This is a genomic window from Komagataeibacter xylinus, assembly GCF_004302915.1.
In the GTDB taxonomy this organism is placed as follows: domain Bacteria; phylum Pseudomonadota; class Alphaproteobacteria; order Acetobacterales; family Acetobacteraceae; genus Komagataeibacter; species Komagataeibacter xylinus_C.
This window is the reverse complement of the sequence record NZ_QQBI01000046.1, coordinates 1-16,451: the sequence shown is the minus strand read 5'-3', so window position 1 is coordinate 16,451 and position 16,451 is coordinate 1. Positions and strand designations below refer to the sequence as shown.

General features: G+C 61.7%; 12 protein-coding genes and 1 pseudogene. 8 read left to right on the top strand and 5 right to left on the bottom strand.

Going from position 1 to position 16,451, the window contains the following annotated elements:
* Positions 1-416: 416 nt before the first annotated feature.
* Positions 417-962 carry a helix-turn-helix domain-containing protein gene (locus tag DV027_RS15605; protein ID WP_019092497.1) on the top strand — a complete coding sequence of 182 codons (546 nt, stop codon included), beginning with the start codon at positions 417-419 and terminating at the stop codon, positions 960-962.
* 21 nt (positions 963-983) lie between these two features.
* Here DV027_RS15605 and DV027_RS15600 read toward each other — a convergent pair whose 3' ends face one another.
* The 3 genes from DV027_RS15600 to DV027_RS15590 form a co-directional block, all read right to left on the bottom strand.
* The gene (locus DV027_RS15600; RefSeq protein WP_019092496.1) at positions 984-1,352 is read right to left on the bottom strand and encodes a DUF488 domain-containing protein; all 369 of its coding nucleotides are present in this window, start codon (positions 1,350-1,352) and stop codon (positions 984-986) included.
* 2 nt (positions 1,353-1,354) lie between these two features.
* Positions 1,355-2,563 (bottom strand): NO-inducible flavohemoprotein, encoded by a 1,209-nt coding sequence (hmpA, locus tag DV027_RS15595; protein WP_130732827.1) that lies wholly within the window; start codon positions 2,561-2,563, stop codon positions 1,355-1,357.
* Positions 2,564-2,784: 221 nt separating this feature from the next.
* On the bottom strand, positions 2,785-2,973 hold the full coding sequence (locus tag DV027_RS15590) for a hypothetical protein (RefSeq protein WP_019092494.1): 189 nt from the start codon (positions 2,971-2,973) through the stop codon (positions 2,785-2,787).
* Positions 2,974-3,434: 461 nt separating this feature from the next.
* Between DV027_RS15590 and DV027_RS15585 the strand changes: the two genes are divergently transcribed.
* The 7 genes and pseudogenes from DV027_RS15585 (at position 3,435) to DV027_RS15555 (ending at position 15,310) form a co-directional block, all read left to right on the top strand.
* Positions 3,435-4,655, top strand: coding sequence for a nitrate/nitrite transporter (locus DV027_RS15585; RefSeq protein WP_053323963.1), 1,221 nt, complete (start codon positions 3,435-3,437; stop codon positions 4,653-4,655).
* A gap of 22 nt (positions 4,656-4,677) precedes the next feature.
* A pseudogene (locus DV027_RS15580) lies at positions 4,678-6,318 on the top strand (alginate export family protein).
* 29 nt (positions 6,319-6,347) lie between these two features.
* Entirely contained in the window at positions 6,348-9,245 is a 2,898-nt protein-coding gene (gene nirB, locus DV027_RS15575; protein WP_130732826.1) for a nitrite reductase large subunit NirB, read from the top strand.
* A 4-nt stretch (positions 9,246-9,249) separates the two neighbouring features.
* Complete coding sequence (locus DV027_RS15570) at positions 9,250-13,227, top strand: bifunctional nitrate reductase/sulfite reductase flavoprotein subunit alpha (protein ID WP_130732825.1); 3,978 nt, start codon at positions 9,250-9,252, stop codon at positions 13,225-13,227.
* Positions 13,227-13,838: an ANTAR domain-containing response regulator gene (locus DV027_RS15565; protein ID WP_130732824.1), complete on the top strand. Its 612-nt coding sequence runs from the start codon at positions 13,227-13,229 to the stop codon at positions 13,836-13,838. Before DV027_RS15570 ends, DV027_RS15565 begins: the two co-directional genes overlap by 1 nt.
* The gene (locus tag DV027_RS15560) at positions 13,835-14,830 is read left to right on the top strand and encodes an ABC transporter substrate-binding protein (RefSeq protein ID WP_130732823.1); all 996 of its coding nucleotides are present in this window, start codon (positions 13,835-13,837) and stop codon (positions 14,828-14,830) included. Before DV027_RS15565 ends, DV027_RS15560 begins: the two co-directional genes overlap by 4 nt.
* Positions 14,831-14,851: 21 nt before the next feature.
* The gene (locus DV027_RS15555; protein ID WP_130732822.1) at positions 14,852-15,310 is read left to right on the top strand and encodes a nitrate reductase associated protein; all 459 of its coding nucleotides are present in this window, start codon (positions 14,852-14,854) and stop codon (positions 15,308-15,310) included.
* Between the two features lie 59 nt (positions 15,311-15,369).
* Here DV027_RS15555 and DV027_RS15550 read toward each other — a convergent pair whose 3' ends face one another.
* A complete protein-coding gene (locus tag DV027_RS15550; protein WP_084149753.1) occupies positions 15,370-15,861 on the bottom strand; it encodes a gluconokinase in 492 nt (163 codons plus the stop codon).
* A gap of 47 nt (positions 15,862-15,908) precedes the next feature.
* A partial coding sequence (locus DV027_RS15545) for a transposase (RefSeq protein WP_242621957.1) occupies positions 15,909-16,451 on the bottom strand: 543 nt, incomplete at its 5' end.

Here is a 16,451-nt window from a genome sequence, read left to right as displayed (position 1 = left end):
AGAATGGTCAGCATCCTGTGAATCACATTTTTAAACCGATGGGTACCCCGTGAGTCAGGCCAAACAATGGTTGGTATTACACAAACTTTCGTTTGCCGTGCGCCGGTTTGGTGCCAAATCCAGAAGGGCGCACTTATACAAACTTTTGGTTTGTCGTGCGGAGCGCGGAAATCTCACGAATTTCCAGCGGCCAAGGCTGAGCCTTAGCGATCCCCGAATGAAGGTTCGGCAAGGTTGCTTTTTTTCGGGAAAGGGCGAAAGGTAGGCCCCAGAAACGGCGAAAGGCCGGAGCGCGAACTCCGACCTTTCAGCTTGACCCGCCAGTACAAGTGGACGGGCCAGCTTTCCGAGAGAACGATAGCCCAAACTGGGTGGTTCCCTCAAGAGAAGATGGTCAGTCCGAGTGAGGATAGACAATGACCATCGCTTCCAAGACTTCCCGCCCCCTGACAAAATGGCAGATCATTCGTCGGTTTCAGGCCGTGCTTCGGCGTTTCCGTTCGGAAGGTAAGCTAACGCTTGGCGAGGCTCATGCGCTGGCTGTTTTGCCAGAATTCATGGGCGACGATGGGGCCATGTTTCCCAGCCATGAGGCGATGGCCGAGAAGTCTGGGGCCTGTCGTCGAACCGTTATCAATGCCCTGAACCGAGCGTATGCCCTGGGCATTGTGAAGCACACGCCGCGCTACGTGTATGACCAGGCCCTGGGAAAGCGCGTCAGGACATCAAACGCCTACGAGATCGTCCTTTCTGCGCTTCATCAGGTGGCACAGGCCGCGCGTTTCCTCATGCGGAGCGTCAGGAACCACCTAAGTGCAAGACCTGCACACGAACGTCCCTTGTCTTCTCATCAACCTCGAGACATGAAAACCGGGAACTCTTCATTTTGGGTGGATACAAAATGGGGAGCACGTCAACCCGCGACCATTCGGGTCGAAGGGATATGCCTTCTGCCGTGCTGACACAGGAAATGGCGGTATCGTTCAGCACGCGTGGTCCAGCAGGCGATGAAGGTAGGCGGCCAGTACAACCGCCTCGTTATGCTGCGTGTCACGCGCGCCATACAGCAGGGTGATGGGACCGGCGCGCGCCATGTCCAGCAACTGCTGCACCGGATTGGGATTGGCCTGCAGTTCCGCGCTGTAGCGTTCCTGAAACCCGTCCCACCGGGCCGGGTCATGCCCGAACCATTGCCGCAGTCCGGTGCTGGGCGCGATATCTTTCAGCCACAGCGTCAGGTCAGCGCGCTGTTTGCTGACCCCACGGGGCCACAGCCGGTCCACCAGCACGCGGCTGCCATCATCGGGTGCGGGCGGGTCATAAACCCGCCTGACATGGATGGGGTGCGCCATGCCTATCCGACCAGGGCCGCATCCGCCGCGGAACCGAAGAATTCGAAACGGATCTGGCTTTCGGGCACGCCACCCGCCTTCAGCGTGGCGATGGCATCACGCATGAAGCTGTCGGGACCGCAGATATAATAGCTCGCGGACCGGTCGATTTCGTGCGTAAGCCATGCTGGTGTCATGCGGCCTGCGTGAGTGGTGACGCCTGTGGCGTCCTGTGCTGCCTGCGGTGTAGCGCGGCTGTAGAACAGATCGGCGCGCAGCATGCCCTTTGCGGCAAGGTCGCGGATATAGGGGCCAAAGGCTTCCGTTGCGGGCGTACGGGTGGTGTGGATGTAACGCACGCCCGTGGCCGCAGCCGCATCCAGCGCGCCCAGCATGGAAATGAATGGCGTCAGGCCAGAACCCGCGCTGAGGAATACGATGGGTGCGGGGGCCGGGTTGCCCAGCGTGAAATCACCCGCCGGAGCGGAAACCTGCAGCACCGTGCCCTCTTGCACGCTGTCATGCAGCCAGTCGGATACCACGCCATTGTCGATGCGACGGACGCTGATGCGGTAGGACTGTGAACCGGGTGCGGAAGAAATGCTGTAATTCCGCCGTTCCGAGCCATATCCCGGCACGTCGAGGCGGAAGCTGAGATACTGCCCCGGCACATGGCGCATGACGGGCTTGCCATCGACGGGCGCCAGTTCGAAGGAGGTAACGGTCTCACTTTCCACCGTGCGGCGGCTGACACGGAAGGGACGCCAGCCAACCCAGCCACCGGGGGCCGCGGCATGGGCCACGTAAATCTGTTCTTCCCGCCCGATCAGGATTTCAGCCAGGAACCAGTAGGCCTTGCCCCACGCATCCATGATATCGGGGGTTGCCGCATCCCCCAGAACATGGGCGATGGCGCCCAGCAGGGCATCGGCAACATAAGGATAGTGCTCGGGCAGGATGTTCAGCCCGACATGCTTTTCCGCAATGCGTTCGACCGCACCGGCCATGGCACCAAGGTTGTCGATATTGCGGGCATAGGCCAGCACTGCAAGCGCCAGTGCCTTTGGCTGTTCCCCGTCCTTCTGGTGCGAAATGTTGAACAGATCGCGAATATCTGGATTGGCCAGCAGGCGGCGATACATTTCCGTCGTTATCGCCAGACCATGTGCTTCCAGCGCGGGCACGCAGGCCTTGATGATGCTGCGGGTCTTGTCATCCAGAGGTGACGCCATTTTTTCCGATCTTTCTTAAAGATATATATTTAGGAATATCTTTCTGGATGTCTTTAAAGATGTCAATATTTTATACCTTTATGGCCACGCATACCTTTTATGCATGGGTCGTTTTGTTGGGTGGTCCGAAAACATCTGCATAATCTCGTACGCGGTGCTCCAGTGCCCAGCGTATCGGGAACATGCTCCATCCGTTTCCCACTCAGCGGCATGAAGCCTGCTTACAGGTTGATGGCCTGATGCCGTCCGCATAATCCTTGCAGCAGGGTGATTTCAAATGACCGGCCAGCCAGTGGGCACAAGCGGGAGTATTCGTGGACCGCGACGGTGTGCAGGAACGGATCTTGGGACGTAAATCCAAGCCAGCGGAAGTGCATGGCGTTCTTGGTTTCGGGGATCGGTCCAACCATGCGCCCATATGTTGCCTTGCTTGAAGGTGGCGGCGGCATGGGTGTCCGATCGGCCACTTACGCGGTGGCGAAGCGCTCCCGGAATGCACGCTCCAACGACCGGGCGATTGTGCCAGTGGTATCTACGCAAAAACCGTCTCGCCGGTCATTGCGATCCCCTGCCACGATCTTTTATGCAATGTCTCGAAATTGCGCGGTTTGGCAGGTATCTTTTCTGGGACGACGGCTTTGGCTCATATGATTCTGCCATGACAACACGAGAAAAATGTTTTGACATCGCATTGTTCCGCGTGCAATTAAATACCAGACAGGTTTCCTGAAAGACGCGTTCATCAATGGCGGTGAACGACGTGGAAATGGCACAAACAATCACGACGACACCCGGACGGCCAACGATGGTCTCCGTGCCTGAATAAAAGCGTCTCCGTCACACCTGATGGATGGGGACTGGATGCGATGACGTGGACACAGGATTCCTCAAAGCCGGAAACCCGCGTACCCTTCTTGCGGCGTTCCTGTATTTCGATGTCTCGTTCATGGTGTGGGTCCTGCTTGGCCCGCTGGGCATTTCGATTGCTCACGACCTGCATCTGAATGCCGGTCAGAAGGGCCTGCTGGTCGCGACCCCGGTTCTGGCAGGTGCGCTTTTGCGTGTACTCGCCGGCGCGCTGGTCGATCATTTCGGGCCGCGACGGGTCGCGATTGGCGCCCAGATTCTTGTCATCGCCGGGCTGTTCCTGACATGGCTGATCGCGCCACACAGCTATGGCGCACTGTTCGGGGTTGCACTTGTGCTGGGCGTCGCCGGGGCGTCGTTCGCGATTGCGCTGCCGCTGGCCTCCGCATGGTATCCGCCACAATATCAGGGCACGGCGCTGGGAATTGCCGGGGCCGGCAATTCCGGCACGGCGCTTGCCTCGCTGTTTGCACCTGGCCTGGCCGTGCTTTATGGCTGGGTCAATGTGCTGGGGCTGGCAACGCTGCCACTGACCGCCGTGCTGGTCGCCTTTATATTTCTGGCCAGTGAACCGCCGCAGCGTCGCTCCAGTGGCGGTCTGCTGACGTGGCTGCCCGTCCTGCGCAGCGGCGACTGCTGGCTGCTGATGTTCTTTTATGGCGTGACATTCGGCGGTTTTGTGGGGCTTGCCTCGTTCCTGACCATCTATTTCAACGACCAGTACGGCCTGCCGCCTGCCATTGCCGGAAGCTGTACGGCGCTGGTCGTGTTTGTCGGGTCCTTCGTGCGTCCTCTGGGGGGCGCCATGGCCGACCGGATCGGCGGCGAACGCGCCCTGAGCATCCTGTTCGCGCTTGCTGTCGCCATCTTTGCCGTGATCGGGTTCGGCCTGCCCACGATCTGGCTGGCCTTCCCGGCTTTTTTCCTGGGCATGCTCGTGCTGGGTCTGGGCAATGGCGCGGTCTTCCAGCTTGTGCCCACACGTTTCCCCAGCCGCGTCGGTATCCTGACCGGGCTGGTGGGCATGAGCGGCGGGGTTGGCGGGTTCTATCTGGCGTCATCACTCGGGGCCGCGCGACAGGCTACGGGGTCCTACGGTCCCGGCTTCCTGGGCTTTGCCTCGGTTACGCTGGTGGCGTTTGCCTGTGTTGGCGTGTGCCGTCGCCGCTGGGCGGCTGAACGGCCCCGGATGTCGGCTGAAGCCGATGCGACCGCCTCTTCATAATATCAGATCAGGAACGTATCCCGTGACCTGTATTTCCGACGCGCTCCGGCCCGCTTCGCTTACGGTCGGCTTCACCACCGTTCTTGCCAGCCTGTGTACCGGCCATGCGGCCCTTGCCGACACGGCACCCGCCGCGGGTGTCACGGCAACCGGTATCCGCCCGACCTCGTCCCGTCCACCTGAGAAGGCGGCCATCCACCACGTGACACTGCCACACAGCCCCGACTGGGGGGCATTCAATGCCGGAAAAGGGGCCGCGGCCGGTTTCGGGACCGTTGGTGGTTTCGGACAGGCGCGCTGGGCCGAGGACTGGAGCGACATTGTCAATACGCCACCTGAACAGCGCCGGAACGACTGGTTCAACCGCCTGAAATATATTCCCCTGACGGACAAGGGCGATATCTGGCTGTCCATTAGTGGGGAGGAACGGCTACGCTACGCCTTTGAAAACCAGCCGCAGATGGGAACCGCGGGCAAGACCAACGCCAGCCGCGTACTACTGCGCAGCCAGTATGGTGCCGACCTGCACCTGGGTGAACATGTCCGCGCCTATGCCGAGTTCCTGTGGGGCGACGCCGGGGGATCGAATTATTATGGCTACCAGACCGGGGTGCAGCGCGAACGGCTGGATCTCCAGCAGGGCATTCTGGAGGTAAAAGGCAGGATGCTGGGCGCACGGATGGGCGTGATCGGCGGTCGCCAGATCTTTCTCGATGCCCCTGTCACCATGCAGTCCGCACGCGACCTGACCAACGCACAGCAGTCATGGGATGGATTCCGTGGCTATGCGGTGTGGAAATCCTTCCGGCTGGACCTGTTTGACTTCATGCAGACCAACAAGCTGCCGCGCAATGTCTTTGCCGACGGCACGAACTACAACGCCCGGATGTATGGGATCTATACGTCCACGGCACTGCCGAAGTTTTCGGTCATGGGACAGAAAAGCCAGGTTTTTGCTGATGTGTTCTTCATTGGCTACCTGTTCAACGGTGCATCGGCGGCGCTGGCCACCACAACGGGCACGCAGGCCGGATCGACCCGCCGCGACAATATCGGTGCACGCATGTGGGGGAATGTCGGCCCCTTCGATATCAGCCTGACGGGCGTGTTCCAGGGCGGCGAATTCCGTCCCGCCAGCGGGGGCGCAACACGCGCAGTGCGCGCCTATGCCGTTAACGGGACATTGGGATGGACGGCAAAAAGCCTGAAGGCAAAACCGTCCATCGCATTGCAGGGCGACCTGTTTTCAGGCGGGTCCTACCATAGTCAGGATGGCGCGGTCGGCACATTTGCTACGCCCTATTTCCCGCTGCCGTATTATAATGACGTGACACTGGCCCTGACATCGCAGAACCTCGTCGGCATCGGGCCGGTCATTACGGCAGCGCCACTGGCGAACCTGCGTCTCAAGCTGCATGTTCCCGTTTTCTGGCGCGAAAGCACGCAGGATGCAGTGTATGGCACCGGCAAGATCTATAGCTGGCGCAACGGGCTTTTGGGCGGGTTCATTGGCACCACGCCCCAGACACAGCTTGCGTGGAATTTCGCGCCCCACTGGACATGAACGCACGATATCGCAGGCTTCGTCGCATCGCAGGGGATGCACCGTGCGGGGGCGAAGGACGGGGCATTCTACATGCAGACCATGGAATTCAAATTCTGACAGCCGATTGTACGATAGGGGAAACGAACATGACCGGAACGCGAAACATCGTCATCATCGGCAACGGTATGGTTGGCCATTACTGTGCCGAACAACTTGTGGCGCATGGTCTGCATGAGGACTGCGCGATTCACATTTTTGGTGACGAACTTCACGATGCCTATGACCGTGTGCACCTGACCGAATATATGAGCGGACGCGACGCGCTGGCGCTGCGCCTGCATGTGGATGATTTCCATACCCACCACGGCCTGACCCTGCACCGTGGCGTCAGGGTGACCCGCATCGACCGCGCGGCCCGGATGGTGGAAAGCGCCGAAGGCCCGCTACCTTACGACACGTTGATCCTTGCCACTGGTTCCACGCCGTTCGTGCCGCCGGTTCCGGGCAATACAGGCACAGCGGGGCTGGTCTATCGCACGCTGGATGACCTTGACATGATCCGGGCTGCAGCAGAGGGCGCATCGCACGGCGTGGTCATTGGCGGCGGCCTGCTGGGGCTGGAGGCAGCCAATGCGCTGTCGGGGCTGGGCCTGTCCACGGCCGTTGTGGAATTCGCGCCGCGCCTCATGCCCGTGCAGCTTGATGATGATGGTGGTCAGGCCCTGAAGCAGCGGATCGAGGCACTGGGGATCGAAGTGCTTACATCCCATGCCACGCAGCAGATCACCGCGGGCGAGACACATCGTCACCGCCTTGTCTTTGCCGATGGTACATTCCTTGAAACCGATCTGGTGGTCTTTTCCGCAGGCATCCGCGCGCAGGATAAGCTGGCACGTGACTGCGGGCTTGCCATCGGTCCGCGCGGCGGTGTTGTGATAGACGGGCAATGCCGTACGTCCGACCCGGCAATCTACGCAATCGGGGAATGCGCGTGCTGGAACGGGCAGGTTTTTGGCCTGGTGGCACCGGGCTACACCATGGCGCGCACGCTCGCATCCACCCTGGCGGGAGAAGAAGCTGCCTTTACCGGTGCGGACATGTCCACCAAGCTCAAGCTGCTGGGTGTGGATGTCGGCTCGATTGGCGATGCGCATGGCGCGACACCGGGTAGTCGGAGCTACCGCTTCATCGGGGAAGTGGATGGGTCCTACCGCCGCCTTGTGCTCTCGGATGATGGCAGTCGTGTGATCGGGGCCGTGCTGGTGGGGGATAACGCCTATTACGATACGATCGTGCAATATGTACAGAACGCCATCAAACCCCCGGCAGACCCGGCGGCCCTGATCCTGCCGCGTGGGGAGGGAGCGGACCTGCTGGGCGCTGACGCGCTGCCCGATACGGCCATGATCTGCTCGTGCCACAACGTGACGAAAGGGGCGATCTGCACCGCCATTGAAGGCGGCTGTACGGATATTGCCGCCCTGAAGCAGTCCACAAAGGCCAGTACCGGCTGCGGCGGGTGTTCGGGCCTGCTCAAGAACGTGTTCGAGACCGAACTCGAAGCGCGCGGCATTGCGGTGGACCACAGCCTGTGCGAACATTTTTCCTACACGCGGCAGGAACTATATTCCCTTGTCCGCGTGCACGGGATCCAGACTTTTGAAGACCTGATGGCGCAATACGGCAACGGTGGGCTGGGCTGCGATATCTGCAAGCCCGCTGTCGGTTCCATCCTGGCATCAGCCTGGAACAGGCCGATTACGGACCCGCTCTATATTCCGCTGCAGGACACGAACGACACGTTCATGGCCAACATGCAGAAAAACGGCACCTATTCGGTCGTACCCCGCATTGCGGGCGGTGAGATCACACCGGACAAGCTGATTGTCCTGGGCCAGGTAGCAAAGAAATACGGTCTCTATACCAAGATCACTGGCGGTCAGCGTATCGATCTGTTCGGTGCGCAACTGGACCAGTTGCCTGATATCTGGGCTGAACTGCTGGAAGCAGGCTTCGAGACCGGGCAGGCCTATGGCAAGTCCACCCGGACCGTAAAGTCCTGTGTTGGCAGCACATGGTGCCGCTATGGCGTGCAGGACAGTGTGGGCAAGGCGCTGGATCTGGAAAACCGTTACAAGGGCCTGCGTTCGCCGCACAAGCTCAAATTCGCCGTGTCCGGCTGCACCCGCGAATGTGCCGAGGCACAGAGCAAGGATGTGGGGGTGATCGCAACCGAGAATGGGTGGAATCTTTACGTTTGCGGCAATGGCGGCATGCGCCCGCGCCATGCGGAACTGTTCGCGACTGATCTCGATGCACAGACGCTGGTGAAATACATCGACCGTTTCCTGATGTTCTATATCCGGACAGCGGACAAGCTGCAGCGTACCTCGGTCTGGCGTGAAAATCTTGAAGGCGGGCTGGATTACCTCAAGGATGTCATCATCAACGACAGCCTTGGCATCTGCGCGGAACTGGAACGGCAGATGCAGATGGTGGTGGACCACTATCACTGCGAGTGGCGCGACGCGCTGACGGACCGTGAAAAACTCAAGCGGTTCCGCACCTTCGTCAATGACAGCCGCCCCGACCCGAACATCCGCACCATTCCCGAGCGCGATCAGGTCCGTCCAGCCGAAAACCTGCCCGAAACCGTAGCATCACCCGGCCCGCATGACTGGACCGAACTGTGCGGACTTAATGACCTGGTGGCAAAATCAGGTGTCGTAGCCTGGCATGACGGAAGCCAGATTGCCCTGTTCTACCTGCCTGCAACGCAGGGCGCGCCTGCCCGGGTCTATGCGATCGACAACCATGATCCGTTTTCAAACGCCAATGTAATCGGGCGCGGCATCATGGGCGACCTGAAGGGACAGGTGGTGGTGGCCTCCCCGCTCTACAAACAGCATTTCCGTCTGGAGGACGGACAGTGCCTGGAAGATCCCGCCGTCCGGCTGCGGACATGGGACGCCCGCGTGGAAAACGGGAAAGTGGCGATCCGGGCCCGGACGGCTACAGCCACGCCGGAACCCATTCCGGCCTGATCCCATGGCGCGGGAGGACATCCGCACGGTCTGCCCCTATTGCGGGGTGGGCTGTGGGGTCATACTGGAGGTGGAGAACGGCCGTATTGCAAAAGTGCGGGGCGATGGCGCGCACCCGGCAAATGGCGGCCGCCTGTGCACCAAGGGCAGTTCGTGCGACCGGCCGCTCCTGTCCGACCAGCGCCTGCGCCATGCCGCCATCCGCCCCCGGCGCGGGGAACAGGCCGTATCTGTGGGCATGCAGCAAGCTATCGACGCCACGGCGGAACGGCTGCGCGCCATCCTTGACGAGCATGGACCCGACGCCATTGCCTTTTACGTATCGGGGCAGATGTCGCTGGAAGCACAGTACCTGATCAACAAGCTGGCCAAGGGCTTTGTCCGCAGCCAGCATATTGAATCCAATTCCCGCCTGTGCATGGCCGCCGCGGGCACCGGCTACAAGCTGTCGCTTGGTGCCGATGCGCCACCGGGCAGCTATGAGGATTTCGACTGCACCGACCTGTTTTTCGTCATTGGCGCCAACATGGCTGACTGCCACCCGATCCTGTTCCTGCGGTTGATGGACCGCAAGCGGGCGGGTGCACGGCTGATCGTGGTTGACCCACGCCGGACGGCCACGGCGGAAAAGGCCGATCTGTACCTGCCCATCCGTCCCGGCACGGATCTGGCGCTGCTCAATGGCCTGCTGCATCTGCTGGTAAAAAACGATGCGATCGACAGGGACTTCATTGCCCGGAGCACGACAGGATGGGAGGCGATGGAACCCTTCCTGGATGAATATGCCCCCCAGACCATGGCTGAAATCACCGGCCTGCCGGTCGAGGACATCCTGACCGCCGCGCGCTGGATTGCGGAGGCTGGGGAGTGGATGAGCCTGTGGACCATGGGCCTGAACCAGAGCATTGCCGGTACCTGGAACACCAACGCCCTGTGCAACCTTCACCTTGCCACCGGTGCCATCTGCCGCCCCGGCAGCGGGCCGTTCTCGCTGACTGGGCAGCCCAACGCCATGGGCGGGCGCGAGATGGGCTACATGGGGCCGGGCCTGCCGGGACAGCGCAGCACGCTGGTAGCAGCCGACCGTGCCTTTACCGAAGAACAGTGGTCGCTCCCCCCCGGCACCCTGCGCGAAACCGGGGGCAATGGCGTGATTGCCATGTTCGAGGCGATGGAACGCGGTGAGATCCGGGCATGCTGGGTCATCTGTACCAATCCCGTTGCCACCGTCGCCAATCGCCGCCATGTTGTCCGGGCGCTGGAGGCGGCCGAATGCGTGATCGTGCAGGATGCCTTCGCGGATAGCGAGACGACACGCTTTGCCGATATCGTGCTGCCCGCTGCCCTGTGGGCCGAAGGGGACGGCGTGCAGGTCAATTCCGACCGTACCATGACACTGGCCCGCAAGGCCGTGCCGCCGCCAGGCGATGCGCTGCCGGACTGGGACATCATTGCCCGCGTGGCGCGTGCCATGGGGTATGAGAAAGATTTTGCCTTCACCTCTGCCGCCGACGTGTTTGCCGAGGCCAGCCGGTTCGGCAACCCGAAAACCGGCTATGACATTGCAGGCGTCAGCCACGTACGGCTGCGCGAAGGGCCGGTGCAATGGCCCGCGCCCGCAGGCGACACGCAGGCCCGGCACCCGATCCGTTACCTTTGCCCCGACGGCACCGGCCCGGTCTTTGCCACGCCGGACGGGAAGGGCGTCTTTTTTGCCCGTCCGTGGATGCGGCCGGATGAATGGCCGGATGAGGAATTCCCCTTCGTGCTGAACAGCGGCAGGCTGCAGCACCAGTGGCATACGCTGACCAAGACCGGCCGCGTGGACAGCCTGAACCGCCTGAATCCCGGCCCCTTTGTAGAAATTGCCCCGCCCGATGCCCATGCGCTTGGCCTGACGCAGGACGATCGCGTAAGGATTACATCACGGCGGGGGCAGATTGTCCTGCCGGTCCAGATCTCCGCGCGGGTACGGCCCGGCACCTGCTTTGCCCCGTTCCACTGGAATGACCGTTTCGGGCCGGACCTGACGGTCAATTCCATTACACCGGATGCTGTTGACCCGATTTCGCTGCAACCCGGTTTCAAACTCTGCGCGGTGGCGCTGGAACGGGTAGAACAGGCCGCAGGCCCGGCCGCCGATGATGTGGAACCAGTCAGGAAAGGAGAGTCCGCCATGATGCTGCGCGCCCTTGCCAGCCATCTCGGTCTGGAGCGGCCGGACCAGTCCGTTGCCGCAACCCTGCCCGAGGAGGGACGGGCATGGCTGTCCGGGTTCCTTGACGGGCTGGAAATGGCCCCGCCGGGCGTGGGCGAGTTACCCGTGCTGCCCGCATCGGCACCTCTGCCGGCACAGGCGCGCGCGCGCATCAGCGGTATTCTTGCAGGCTTGTACAGCCGCATGCAGCCGGGTGAAGGCGGCGGGACCATGCCGGCGCCTGCGGCCGCCACGCCGGGTATCAGCGTATGGTGGGCATCTCAGACCGGGCGGGCGGAAGGACTGGCGGCCACGATCGTTGGCTGGCTGCGCGAAGCCGGCCACGCGGCGGAAGGAAAATGCCTTGATGCATTTGATGTAAACACCACCGCCGCGGGTCCGGCGCTGTTCGTGGTATCCACCTTCGGTGACGGGGACCCGCCAGACTGCGCCGCTCCGTTCTGGGACATGCTGCGTGAACGCCAGGCCCCCATGCCCGGCCTGATATTTGCCGTGCTGGCACTGGGAGATTCCTCGTATGCCAGTTTCTGCGGCTTCGGCCGTGCGCTGGACGGACGCCTGCGGGAACTGGGGGCAACGCCATTCGTGGAACGCGTGGACTGCGAGCCGGATTTCAAGGATACGGTCGAGACGTGGCGGACAACCATGCTTACGGCCCTTGCGCAGGTCGCAACCGGTGGAAAGGTTGCCTCGTCCGCACTGGTGGAAGCACCATCGCCCCCGGTTTCCGGCACGCGGGAGGCCCCGGTCATGGCCCGCTTGTCCATCAACGAGCGGCTGTGCGCTGCAGGGTGTGACAGGGATACGCGGCGTATCGGCCTGGATGTAAGCGGAACGGAACTGAACTGGTTCCCCGGCGATGCGCTGGGCATATGGCCCAGCAACCCGGCGGTCCATGTGCAGGCGGCCCTGCGCGCGCTGCGCCTGCCGGAAGAGACGCCCATCGTGCTGCGCGGCTGCGGAACGGTGGGGCTGCGCGAAGCCCTTACGCGCCACCTTGACCTGAGCCGCCCCAACCCGGCCATGCTGGAGGCACTAGGTGGTTGTGCGCCGGGTTTCCTGCCCCACCTGCTGAACGATGTAGTGCTGTCGGTCACGGCGCAGGACATAGCGGGCCTGTTCCGGCGCATGCAGCCGCGGCTTTACTCGATTGCCTCCTCGCCACAGGCATCCGGGCGGGTGGTGGAATTGACAATGGGGGTCAGCCTTACGCCATGGCCGGGCATATGCTCGAACTGGCTGGCGGGGCTGGACGATGGGGCGGACGTGCCGGTTTTCATCCAGCCCACCACACATTTCCGGCTGCCGGCAGATGATGCCGCCGCCATGATCATGATCGGCCCCGGCACCGGCATTGCGCCATTCCGGGGGTTCCTGCAGGAACGCGCGGCACGGCAGGCTTCGGGCCGGAACTGGCTGTTCTTCGGAGAACGCCACGCGGCGGAAGGCTTCTACTATCACGATGAACTGGACGCCTTCCTGTCAAACGGGGTGCTGACGCGCCTTGATACCGCCTTTTCACGCGACCAGCCCGAGCGGGTGTACGTGCAGGACCGGATGGAAGCCGCAGGCAGCGAATTGTGGGACTGGCTGCTCGATGGGGCTTATATCTATGTATGCGGTGATGCGACCCGCATGGCGCGGGATGTCGATGCGGCACTGCGCCGGATCGTGGCCCGTCACGGTGACCTGTCATCTGGCGATGCAGATGCATTCGTAAGCAACCTGACACGCGAAGGCCGCTATCTGCGTGATGTGTACTGATGTGTGAGGACATGGTGCCCGGCACGCGCCTGAGGGTGCTGGTCGCGGACGAAAACCCCCGCAGGGGCCATGCCCTGTCGGAGACGCTGCACGCCGATGCGTCGCTGGATGTCCTGACCGTTCCCCCCGGCACGGCGCTGGTCGATGCCGTGCGGGCCTGTCGGCCCGATGTCGTGCTGGTTGACATGAACAGGGCCGACCGTGACGCGCTGGACAGTATTCGCGCCCTGTCCTGTTCGGCACAGGAACGACCGGTCGCCCTGTTTGTGGATGAGGACGATGTGGAACTGATGGAAACAGCCTTTGATACGGGCATATGTTCCTACAACGTGCTTGAGGCACTGCCCCGTGATGTAAAGCCGCTGCTGCGTGCCGCCATCGCGCTGTATGCCCGCTTCCGTCGCACGCGCGACGAACTGACCGAAGCGCAGCGTGTCCTTGCCGAGCGGAGGGTGATCGAACAGGCAAAGAGATGTTTCATGAAAAATGAAAAAACCAGCGAAGCGCAGGCCTATCGGTGGTTCCAGCGCCGGGCCATGCAGACATCGCGTCGCATCGCGGTCGTCGCCGGGGAGTATCTGGCATCGCAGAAAAAGGATGAGGCATCGTGAACACACCGTTACGGATCGGCGTGCTGAAGCTGGCTGACAGCGCGCCAGTCATCATGGGGCAGCAGCAGGGCATTTTTGCCCGTCATGGTCTGGAAATCGAGATCGTCGTCTCCCCATCCTGGGCCAACATCGCCGATGGTCTGGCATGGAACCGGCTGGATGCCGCTGTCATTTTCGCGCCGCTGGCCATGATGACTGCACTCGGGCGGCGCGGGCATGATACAGGGCTACGCCCGCTAGGCCGGATCAGCCGGGGTGGCAACACGATCATGCTGCGTGGCGCCAACCCGGTGGAAGGGGCATGGAATGCCGGCTCCCCGGGGCGGCAGGCGTTTGACCTGTGGGCCATGACCATCGGGAGAAAGCCGCGTATCGCCGTCGTGCATATGTATTCCACCCATCTCCTCATTCTCCGGCGTTTCCTGAAGATGATCGATGTCAGCATGGAAGATGAAATCGACCTGTCTGTCATGCCCCCGACCGACATGATCCAGGCGCTGGCGGAAAACGCGATTGATGGCGGCTGTGTCGGTCCGCCATGGGGTATCGAGGCGGAACAGCGCGGACTTGCCTTTCGCGTGGGCGGATCCGCCACCGTCCTGCCCGACCATGTTGAAAAGATCATTGTCGCATCGGGGAAACTCCTGTCGTGCGATGCGACGGGCCGCCGCATGTCGCATGCCCTGCGGGACGCGATTGCGTTCTGCCAGCAACCGGGTCACCGCGCGGACATCGCGCGCGCACTGGCGGCCCCCGTTGCGGATGGCGGGCTAACATTGCCGCTGGCGGCGACGGAGGCCATCCTGCCCGGTGGGGACGCACGCGAATGCGTGACCTTTGCGGGGGGCAGCCTGCTGCCGTCCGACTTTGACTGGATCATAAGCGATATGACGGCGCTGGGATGGGTGGACAATGCCGAGCACCAGATGCTCATGCGCTGGATCGCTCCCGTGCCCGCCAATCCTGCCCCTGCCTGCGCGCGATTACTGTGAACAGTGCGGGGGAGGGAAACCATGCTGTTCAATTTCGAAATGGATTTTACCCTGTCATTACGCTGCGTTCCCATGATCGTGCGCATGAAGCTGGATCTGTGCGGGGTAAAACTAAGCCTGCGCCAGTGGAGCCGTTTTACGCAGCACGACAGGCAGGCACTGGTGGACCGCCCCGCCACCATGCCGCTGGAACGGGCTGCATACCGGTCGTTCCTCCTGCACCTGATCAGGACCCGGGCGGGAGAAGAGCCAAAACTACTTCCACCGGCCCGGATGGGAGCCTGGCAACTGGCTGATGGCGTGCCCGATGCGATCACGCTGAAAGCGCAATCCAGTGGGTTGAGGGCACCCACGCCCGAACAGTGGGGACATCTGTCGGCCCTACAGCGCTTCGCGCTCCTCAAGCTTACCAGGCCAGGGCACGAAAATCAGAATTTCGAACCGGCTCTGCGGGAATTTCTCGGTGAAATGCATAATTAAGGCTTCGGAAGTGTCGATCTCAGATATTGAGGGAATACCGGTCACGGCACGTCGTGTTTTTACAGGGAAAACTGGGCCAGATGTGCACAGGCCCGTTCAGCCAGATGCTCCTGCGGGGCATTGACATCCAGAACCATGACCACTTCCTCATGCATGTCGGGTTCCTCCAGCGTGGCGAACTGGCTGTCCAGCATGGCAACCGGCATGAAATGACCGGTGCGCTGGTACAGGCGGGGCATGATGTCCTCCCTGCTGCCCTTGAGATAGACAAAGCAGACATCCGCACTGTCGCCGCCAATCTGTCTACGGTAACTGCGCTTGAGCGATGAACACGTCACGATGCCACACTGACCTGCATCACGCCATGACTGTATCCGGCCAGCAATAAGATCAAGCCATGGCATACGATCCGTATCGGTCAACGGAATGCCGTTGCTCATTCGCGCGATATTGGCGGGGGGATGCAGGTCGTCCCCTTCGATAAGGGGCCAGGCCATCCGTTCAGCTATCAGTTGGGCCAGTGTACTCTTGCCACACCCTGATACGCCCATAACAATCAGCACACACGGTCGCCCTGCCTCACCAAATCTAGAGGGTGTTATGCACCGTGAGCGAGTATAGCGGCGTTTCTGAGCATGAAGCACGCGAACGCAATGACATGGAGACTTGCGAGTGTTGAAGCGTAACGCTCGTAATCCTTGACGAGCCTACGACAGCGTGTTGCCCATGCGAAAGATCGCTCAACAACCCATCGGCGCGGCAGCAGCACAAAGCCGCGTTTGGCTTCGGGCAACCTGACGACCTCCAGGGTGATCCCCTGGGCCCGTGCTGCCCCGGCAGGTTTCTCGCCGGTATATCCCTGATCGACATAGGCCAGCTCAACGCTCTCGTCTGTCGCGTCTTGAATGGCGGTAGCAAGACGTCCCACCTCGGCGCGATCATCCCGGCTGGCCGGCGTGACATGCAGGGCCAGCAGGTGTCCCAGCGTGTCCACGGCCATGTGCAGCTTTGATCCCTTTTTGCGCTTGGCTCCATCATATCCGGCGCGGGAACCGCTTTCCGGCGTCGACGCGAATTTCTCACACTTGAGGAAATTTTGGGTTATTTTGTAGAATTCAGTCATCCCACAGGAGCCCGATCT